The sequence below is a fragment of the Corallincola spongiicola genome, from assembly GCF_004284785.1.
Taxonomy (GTDB): Bacteria; Pseudomonadota; Gammaproteobacteria; order Enterobacterales; family Neiellaceae; genus Corallincola; species Corallincola holothuriorum.
In genome coordinates this window covers 403,892-413,197 of sequence record NZ_SHLY01000003.1, presented here as the reverse complement: position 1 = coordinate 413,197, position 9,306 = coordinate 403,892, and the positions used below count along the sequence as shown (strand labels likewise).

Sequence of the window (9,306 nt, the reverse complement as noted above, 5' to 3'; positions counted from 1 at the left end):
GTTTCGTTGAATAATCTTTGATTACTTCAACACCCGTGAGCGCCCACACAGATTGTCTGACCAAATTGTTAAAGAACGATGCTGTTGCATCTCGCCAAACCTTAGCTTGGCTGCCCGGTCAACGCATTCGTTGTCCGCGGCAAGGGCTGCGCATTCTACGCTTCTTAGCCCCGCTGTCAACCCAGTAAAAACATCTTTTTTACTAAGTGACCAGAAGAAAGATAAAAACTTAAACCGTTCGTTTCTTCCCGCTGCCTCGCCCTGAGCGAGTGAGGCGGCATTATAGGCACCTTAATCCTACCGTCAACGCTTTTTTTATGTGATCTAGTTCAAGTGGTCAGTTCTTGTGCAAACCAGCAAAAATGAGAGCCATGTTTAAATTTTGTAACAACAGCGGCAGTTAATGTAGGGCAAAGCTGGTTGATAGTCAGAAAGCCCGTTAGTATCAAAAATCTTACTTTTTGCCTTCAAACGTTTAGTTATTACAACATTGAGTACAAATGCAATGAATGCAGTTAATTTTATCAAGTCTCTCCTCTTTAGTGCCGCATTGGCCTTATTAGGATATCTCGCAGTACAGTTTCTAAATATTCAAATCAGTGGCAGTGTTTTGTTTGCCGCTGGCCTTGTCATTGGTGGCGTTGTTGTTCCATTGTTTTTGCCAAGCCATAGCGCTGATGACATTGATGATGAAGAAGACGATGAAGACCATCATGTCGAGCCAGGTGAAGTTAAAACCCTTTATGTGGGAAATCTTCCCTACCGTGCGAATGAAGCCGCCGTGCGCGAATTATTTGAGAAGTACGGCAAAGTGTTTTCGGTACGCCTAATGAAAGATCGTCAAACTGGCCGTCGTAAAGGTTATGGTTTTGTCGAGATGAGCCAAGCGGATGCAAGTAAAGCGGTGACCGCGTTGAATGACAATGAGTTCCAACAGCGAACGTTGAAAGTACGTGAAGCTAAGGAACGTAAAGACGAAGATACCTAATCGATATTAGGTACACAAAAGCCGGCTAAGTTAGCCGGCTTTTTATTACCTGTATTTGTGTCAAACCAGCCAATAAGAAAGATGACCATTGCTGAGCTAGACGCTGATCTTGTTTCGTCACCCATAACGTCCTCTCTTTGACATCCAACTTTGCTGTGTTCGCCGCCGGTAGCAACAAATTTGTCACGCGTCTAGCGATCGCTTCACCGCTATCAATGCAATGGGCAGAGGGCAAGCATTCGATGATTTCTGCTGCCAGCAGCGGAAAATGGGTACAACCAAGAACAATGGTATCTGGACCATCACCTTGCGACCAAGGCGCAAGGATCTCCGCTAGCCGTGGTAAATTCACAGCTCTTCCGGCTAACTTGTCCTCAGCCATCCCCACCAATTCACTGTTTCCAATCCGCGAGATACGACAATCTGCGGCGAATTCGTCGATCAACGCCTGTGTATAGGCTCGAGCCACGGTGCCAGGCGTTGCCAGTATACCGATATGCTTATTGTTACTCTGAAAAGCGGCAGGCTTAATCGCAGGCACGACACCAACAACGGGCAGGTCGAGTTGCTTCCGCAGCGTTGGCAACACTAACGTGCTGGCTGAGTTGCACGCCACCACGACTAAAGCGGGATTAACCTGTTCAACCACCTGCATAATCAGGTCACATGCTCGTCGGATTAGCGTCGAATCGTCAAGCTCACCATAAGGCTGCCCTTCATTATCCATCAAGTAATGACAGGTTAGTTCGGGGTAAGCTAAACGGATCGCCTGCCAAACTGACAATCCACCCACGCCAGAATCAAATACTAATATTGGTTGTCTCAGTGACATCGCTTATCGTGACCAGAGGCTGTAAAAAAGAAAACCCCACATTGATATGTGGGGCCTCATGGTAAAACCAGACTGAAGAGAATAAAAGTAACCTTTAATACTTGGGGCCCGAACCTGCGCGTTGGCGCACGTACAAACTAGTTAAACCGAACAGACTGGTTAAACTGTTCAAACTTCTCAACTTGCAGCTGCGTTTGGTTTGAGCTCTGCTGACCATTGAGCTGGGCAAAGATAAGCTCCGACACTTCATACATGGCACGCTGTTGAGAGAACTGCTGCTTGAACCCCTCCTCGACTTGCAATAGCCGCGCTTTATAGTCAACGACCTCAGAGGCAGCGGAATTTTGTTGTGCTAATCCTGTCCCCGGACTATAGGTATCGTCATCCTCTTGCGAAGCGTTTGTTGCGCCAGCTACTGCGGCTTCTATCGCACCACTTTGATATTGATCTGCCAGCTCGGATAGATCCCCAACCAATCCTGCAACCTCACCAGTCTGCTGGCTGCTCTGTGTGCCATTCACCGCATAATAGAATTGAGCGCTGCCACTATAGCTATAACTTGCCTGAAACTGGCCATTGCCAGACTGCATATTCATTGATGCGGAGAAGGAGAACTGACTGCTGGCCATCATGCTATAGCTGCCTGCACCAACCGCTCCAGGTAAGCTCTGCAAAAACTGCTGCAACATAGATAAGGGTGAGAGGGGCTGACTAGAGGTTGAAGCCTCTGCACTGGCGTCAACTTCTGCTTGCGGAAGAACGGCTACAGCTGCCTCTTCTTGATTCCCTGTGGGGCGCTCTGCGATTGCAACAGCTTCAGGCTGAGACTCAGAAACTAGGGATGGCGTTGGCGCTATCTCTTTGCTTTCCAAAGCTGATTGCTGTGGTTGATTATTGCCGACATTGGTCTGGCTGAAATACTGCTGACTACTGAAGCTCATATTCACTTCACTACCGTTACTACTCATATTAAAGCTGGCAGTTTGATAGCTCACCGTTTGCATTTGCACAGGCGCTTGGGGAGCAGTGGGTTGCACCGGTTCATTCAATGCTTGTCGAAACTGCTTAAGCGAACCAGAAAATGCTTTCCATTCACCCTGCAAGGTATGGCGCATATCGCGATCGAACAAACCGCTCTCTTTTAGATCGCTTCTCGCTTCTTTAAAGGCCGAACGGACATCCCGGCGTAACTCACGGTATTCTGCCCTTAGCTCTTTCCTACTGGCACCGTCTGATTGCGCTTGATACAGCTTGGCAGTCAGTGCTTGTAGTTTCTTCGAACTTTCAGTGGCATAAGCGGAGGCTGGTTCCGTCGCAACCGCCGGAAAGCGCTCACTTAAAGATTGACTTAGCGCTTTATCAACGCGCGCAGCTTTAGCCTGCGGCTCAACTAGTGGCGACTGAGCAACGGCATCTGGCAATGGCTGCGCTGATGGTAAACTAGCCAGGGGGCGAGTCGGTTGAGTAGAAGCTGTTGCGGAATAGTTCTGCTGATAACTCAGCTGATCACGATTTGTAGATAAGTTGCTGAAGAGTTGTTGATTGAACTGAAACATAATGAGGTCCTATCCGTTTATTCTATCGATATGCGTACCTCCTAATCGCCTCTGAACTCTCTATCGGCTCAGCAAGATTAAACTTGACTGTTTTTTGACCATTTTAATTTTGCTCATCTAAGCTCTAATGCAGGTTTTTTTGACTCTGCCGCCAGTTTGCCTAAAATTTGCGCCCCTTATCAGAGAGCTTCGCTGTCAAAACGGCAGTGACCAATGGAGTAGCCAATGGCTGAGTTATCCTTTTCCCAATCCGAATACGATGCCCAGCTAGCGGACAAAAGTCGTTGGTTAACAGAGACCTTTAACCGCTTTTCGCCACCCACATTGGAACTATTTGCTTCCGCGCCTAGTCACTATCGGATGCGCGCTGAATTTCGGGTCTGGCATGATGGGGACGATCTTGACTACATCATGTTTGATAAGGGCACCCGTAATCACTACAAAGTGACAAGCTTTCCGCAAGCGTCTCAACTTATTAATGAGCTGATGACCGCATTGCTAAACGAGATCAAAGGGCAACCGGTACTCCGCCGGAAACTATTTCAGGTAGACTTTCTCTCGTCTCAAACCGGTGAAGCGACCATCTCCCTGCTTTATCACCGTCAGTTAGACACTGAATGGGAGGCGGCGGCAACGCAGTTGCAGCAAACCCTACAGCAGCATGGCAAAGTTGAGCTTATCGGCCGCGCACGCAAACAAAAAATCGTCTTAGCCCGTGACTATGTGATGGAAACGCTCACTGTCGGCGATAAGTCGTTTCACTACCAACAGATAGAAAACAGTTTCACTCAACCCAATGCTGGGGTCTGTGAAAAGATGCTTAATTGGGCGGTCGATACCACCAAAGAGATGTCGGGGGACCTGCTCGAACTCTACTGTGGTAATGGCAACTTCACTCTGCCTCTGGCACAGAACTTCCGTAAAGTGCTGGCTACCGAGATAGCCAAACCCTCAGTGGCATCCGCACAATTGAATATGAAGTTGAATCAGGTCGATAATGTCACCGTGATCCGCATGTCCAGTGAAGAGTTCACCGAGGCGATGGCTGGACGAAAATTTAATCGTTTGGCGGGTGTCGATCTCAGTAGCTACGAATGTAATACCATTTTTGTCGATCCTCCCCGTTCAGGCCTAGATCCAGATACGGTCAATCTAGTACAGGGCTACGACAATATTCTGTATATCTCCTGTAACCCAGAAACCTTAGCGGAAAACCTGGAGCAGTTAATCGAAACCCACGAGATCAGCCGTTTCGCATTATTTGATCAATTTCCTTACACCCACCATTGCGAAGCTGGCGTTCTACTCACTCGCCGCCAATAAGCAAGTTACTCGATCTCATCCGATCTGAAACTGGCTGCCCCACGGGCAACCAGTTTCAACTGTTTTATCACACGCTCGGTCAGCACGGGTAACTGATCTTTAGGCAGATCAAGTGCATCCGCACCGGCACTAAACACCAGAGTAACCATCGCCTCAGCCTGGACATTGACATCCGCCGAACGCCCTCCCACCTGCAACATCAGATAGTGCGCCAGCTCTTCAATAAAATGCTGGATCTCGCGTGCTACCGCTGCCCGAAAAGAGGCCGAAGTGCCGGAACGTTCACGCAGTAACAAACGGAAAACATTGGGGTTCTCAGTGACAAACTCCATGAAAGTTTCCACTGACGTTCTGATCACCGAGCCGCCATCCTTAATCCGCTGCCGTGCCTGACGCATCAGCTGTCGCAGGGTCAAACCTGCGCTATCCACTAAGGTTAAACCGAGCTCATCCATATCCCGGAAGTGGCGATAAAAAGAGGTGGGAGCGATACCGGCCTCCCGTGATACTTCACGCAGACTCAGGCTGGCAAAGCTTACTTCCGCACTGAGTTGTGACAAGGCCGAATCAACTAGTGCCTGTCTTGTTTTTAACTTTTGTTCTGCCCGAACGCCCACGAACGCCCCTTGTTTGTCAATTTACACTGCCATCTTCATCCCCATCATACCCAAGGCAGGATCATATAAGAATGGTTGCATTAGGGAACAGGCAAGATAGAATCAGCGTACAACTGTACGCTGAAAATAAACATGAGTACCCAATAATGTCAGTTTCACCTAAACCACCACTGATATGGACTAATATCCTGCTATTTTCTTTAACCCTACTGGGAGCTGTGATCCTAGTTCCAGCTTGGGGTTTTTATCACGGCTTCGGCCTCGCGGAAGTGGTCGGCTGTATTTTACTACTTGGCTATTCAGGAATATCTATCACGGCGGGTTATCACCGTTTATGGTCACACAAGACCTACGAAGCGCACCCTGTCCTGAAAGTAATATTCGCTATTGGTGGCGCATTTGCTCTACAAAACAGTGCCCTGCACTGGAGCTCTGATCATCGGGTGCATCATCGCCATGTCGACAATAATGAGAAAGATCCCTACTCCGCCGGACGCGGCTTCTGGTACAGCCATATCGGCTGGATGTTGCGCGAGTATCAAGGCGACAGTTATGACGACTACCGTAATGTTCGTGATCTCACCCGCGATAAGGTCGTGATGTGGCAACATAAGTATTACCTCCCCCTCGTGCTCGCTACCAATATCGGTATTCCAGTCATCTTTGGTCTGTTTAGTGGTGACGTGATCGGCGCTTTCCTGATGTGTGGGTTACTGCGGCTGGTACTTAGCCACCATTTCACTTTCTTTATCAACTCGTTGGCGCATATCTGGGGCAAGCAAACCTACACCGATAAGAACAGTGCGCGCGATAACGGTTTTCTCGCCTTTTTAACCTATGGCGAGGGCTATCATAATTTTCATCATCTGTTTGAATACGATTACCGGAATGGCATTCGTTGGTGGCAATTTGATCCCACCAAATGGTTAATCAAAAGCTGCAGTTGGCTTGGTTTAACCAGTAAATTGAAAAAAAGCCCGGAAGAGCGGATCCAAGCGGCACGTTATCATATGCAGCTACAACGCCTGCAAAGCCGGTTACAAGGGCGCAGCAATACCGAACAATTGATCGCCAAAACTCAAGCGGAGTATGAAGAGTTGCTGGCTAAGCTAAACGCCTTCTACAGTACTCGTAAGCGTTTGCTTGATCTAAAGAAGCGACGCATGCTGAAACGCTATGAGCAAAGTGAACTAGTGACACAGTGTCGAGAGCTACAACAACGCTGGTTGGCCCAACATAAACAGTGGCGCCAACTCACTGCCCAGTACACCTAACTAAACAAGTGTGGAAATCAGTAATAGTTGATTTCCGCACTTGTCATCAATCCGCGCACCGTTATCCTTAACCGATTGTGATAACTAGGCATACGTTTGATGGAATCGATTAAACTCACCGAATATAGCCACGGCGCAGGTTGTGGCTGCAAGATCTCCCCGGCGGTATTAGACACTATTCTCCACAGTCAGCTTGCCCTGCCTTCTGATCCTAAGCTATTAGTCGGCAATCAGAGCAAAGACGATGCCGCCGTTTATGATTTAGGCGACGGCCGCGGCGTTATCAGTACCACTGATTTTTTTATGCCGATAGTCGATGATCCCTTTACCTTCGGCCGTATCGCAGCCACTAATGCCATCAGCGACGTCTACGCCATGGGTGGCAAACCGCTAATGGCGATCGCGATTCTTGGCTGGCCGACGGCGAAATTGCCGCCAGAGGTTGCCGCCCAAGTCGTTGATGGTGGGCGTCAAGCCTGTGCTGATGCAGGAATATTGCTTGCAGGCGGTCACAGCATTGATGCCCCAGAGCCTATTTTTGGTTTAGCTGTCACCGGCGAGGTGCCACTAAGCCAACTACAGCGCAATGATCAGGCCACAGCCGATTGCCAACTGTTTCTTACTAAACCTTTGGGTATCGGTATTCTCACTACCGCCCAAAAACAGAAAAAACTGCGTAGCGAAGATGAGTTGATCGCCATTGATGCCATGTGCCAACTCAACAGCTTAGGCTATCAGTTAGCGCAGATGGACGGTGTCACTGCAATGACCGATATCACCGGATTTGGCCTGCTAGGTCACTTAATTGAGATCTGCGAAGGCAGCGGCGTACGTGCGGAGATCGAGCTTGCCCAGGTACCACTGCTGGCACAGGTAGAGTTCTATCGCAGTCAAGGCTGTGTTCCCGGTGGTACCGAGCGTAACTTCGCCAGCTATGGCGATAAAGCAGCGCGATTAACCGAACTGCAGCGGCAGCTACTCTGCGATCCACAAACCAGTGGTGGCCTGCTAATTGCAGTAACGCAGGAGCAAAGTGACGCGGTAGCAGCCGTATTGGCGCAACATCATATGCCAGCACAAGCAATAGGCCGGTTACTGGCTGCAGATAATAGTCAGCCCCTAGTGTCAGTAAATTAGCCGATATTGGCCACAAATTAGCGCTCGTTGTCGTGAGTTTCCGTCATTTGGGCGCTTTTTATGCTGTTTGCACTTTAGTCGGCCTGCAGGGATCGGTAACATAGGCGTTCTCTGCGGCCAATAAGAAGCATACTCGCTGTGACAAAACAAAAAGCCTCTCCTACGACACCCTGTGAAGAAATTGAAAACAAGCACTACGATGCGATCATCATCGGCTCAGGTCCGGGAGGTGAAGGTGCTGCGATGAACTTAAGCAAACGCGGCCAGCGAGTCGCCGTTGTTGAGCGCCATCAAGATGTCGGTGGGGGCTGCACCCATTGGGGAACGATCCCGTCAAAAGCACTACGCCACTCGGTTTCCCGTCTGATCGATTTCAATAACAGCCCACTGTTTGTCGAAGGATTCCATAAGCCGCGCGCCTGGACCTTTGATCAGATTTTGAAGCAAGCGGCGTCTGTCGTCACCAAGCAGACCCGAATGCGTGCCGGGTTTTACAACCGCAATGATGTTGATGTGATCCATGGCTGCGCCGAGTTGGTTGATCGCAATACTGTTAAGGTGGTTGTTGAGGGCGGAACCGAAACAATCACGGCTGACAAACTTTTGTTGGCCCCGGGCTCTCGCCCCTATCGCCCCGCTGATATCGATTTTTCTCACCCACGGGTCTACGACAGCGACACTATTTTAAATCTCACCCACCACCCTCGGCATATCATCATTTATGGTGCCGGCGTGATCGGCTGTGAATACGCATCCATCTTCCGCGGACTGGACTGTAAAGTAACTCTGATCGATAGCCGCGAACGATTACTCTCTTTTCTTGATGTTGAGATCTCCGACGCACTGAGCTATCACTTGCGCTCCTCCGGTGTGATGATCCGTCATAACGAAACCTACGCCAGTGTTGTCGGTGAAGATCATGGTGTGGTAGTGAGCTTCGAATCAGGGAAACGATTAAAAGCTGATGCCCTGCTGTTTGCCAACGGCAGAACCGGTAATACCGATACGCTGAAACTGGAAAAGGTTGGCCTCAAAGCCAACCACCGAGGCCAACTGGAAGTGAATGAACACTACCAAACCAGCGTTGAGAACATCTACGCGGTTGGTGATGTGATCGGTTATCCCAGCTTAGCCAGTGCCGCCTACGACCAGGGCCGGATCGCCGCCGATGCCATCGTTGATGGCAAAGCAGAAGCGAAACTAATAGGAAATATTCCCACCGGGATCTATACCATTCCTGAAATTAGTTCAGTAGGAAAAACTGAGCAGGAGTTAACCGCCGCGAAGATCCCATACGAGATCGGCCAGGCACACTTCTCTAGCTTGGCTCGCGCACAGATCGCCAACGCTGGCGTTGGCTGTTTGAAGTTACTTTTCCATCGTGAAACTAAGCAGATCCTTGGCATTCACTGTTTCGGTGTGAACGCATCTGAGATCCTGCATATCGGTCAGGCAATCATGGAGCAAGAAGGTGACGCAAATACCATCGAGTATTTTGTCCGTACCACCTTCAACTACCCGACGATGGCTGAAGCCTATCGTGTTGCGGCGCTCAACGGCTTAAACCGACTGTTTTGAT

Annotated in this window: 8 protein-coding genes; 5 read left to right on the top strand and 3 right to left on the bottom strand. The window is 49.4% G+C overall.

The genetic code is table 11. The features are described from left to right. The first annotated feature begins 505 nt into the window (after positions 1-505). On the top strand, positions 506-988 hold the full coding sequence (locus EXY25_RS12165) for an RNA recognition motif domain-containing protein (RefSeq protein WP_114337752.1): 483 nt from the start codon (positions 506-508) through the stop codon (positions 986-988). Between the two features lie 25 nt (positions 989-1,013). Here EXY25_RS12165 and murI read toward each other — a convergent pair whose 3' ends face one another. Beyond that, positions 1,014-1,820: a glutamate racemase gene (gene murI, locus EXY25_RS12160; protein WP_130566967.1), complete on the bottom strand. Its 807-nt coding sequence runs from the start codon at positions 1,818-1,820 to the stop codon at positions 1,014-1,016. A 137-nt stretch (positions 1,821-1,957) separates the two neighbouring features. Next, positions 1,958-3,376: a hypothetical protein gene (locus EXY25_RS12155; RefSeq protein ID WP_130566966.1), complete on the bottom strand. Its 1,419-nt coding sequence runs from the start codon at positions 3,374-3,376 to the stop codon at positions 1,958-1,960. 225 nt (positions 3,377-3,601) lie between these two features. Here EXY25_RS12155 and trmA point away from each other — a divergent pair, with 225 nt between their 5' ends. Continuing rightward, positions 3,602-4,699, top strand: coding sequence for a tRNA (uridine(54)-C5)-methyltransferase TrmA (gene trmA, locus EXY25_RS12150; protein WP_130566965.1), 1,098 nt, complete (start codon positions 3,602-3,604; stop codon positions 4,697-4,699). 5 nt (positions 4,700-4,704) lie between these two features. Here trmA and fabR read toward each other — a convergent pair whose 3' ends face one another. Further along, entirely contained in the window at positions 4,705-5,316 is a 612-nt protein-coding gene (gene fabR / locus EXY25_RS12145; RefSeq protein WP_114337748.1) for an HTH-type transcriptional repressor FabR, read from the bottom strand. A 146-nt stretch (positions 5,317-5,462) separates the two neighbouring features. Between fabR and EXY25_RS12140 the strand changes: the two genes are divergently transcribed. From EXY25_RS12140 to sthA, 3 genes are all read left to right on the top strand, one after another. Next, positions 5,463-6,590: an acyl-CoA desaturase gene (locus EXY25_RS12140; RefSeq protein ID WP_130566964.1), complete on the top strand. Its 1,128-nt coding sequence runs from the start codon at positions 5,463-5,465 to the stop codon at positions 6,588-6,590. A 96-nt stretch (positions 6,591-6,686) separates the two neighbouring features. Next, on the top strand, positions 6,687-7,727 hold the full coding sequence (gene selD, locus EXY25_RS12135) for a selenide, water dikinase SelD (protein WP_425455766.1): 1,041 nt from the start codon (positions 6,687-6,689) through the stop codon (positions 7,725-7,727). A 138-nt stretch (positions 7,728-7,865) separates the two neighbouring features. Then, positions 7,866-9,305: a Si-specific NAD(P)(+) transhydrogenase gene (sthA, locus tag EXY25_RS12130; RefSeq protein ID WP_207232159.1), complete on the top strand. Its 1,440-nt coding sequence runs from the start codon at positions 7,866-7,868 to the stop codon at positions 9,303-9,305. Position 9,306 lies beyond the last annotated feature (1 nt).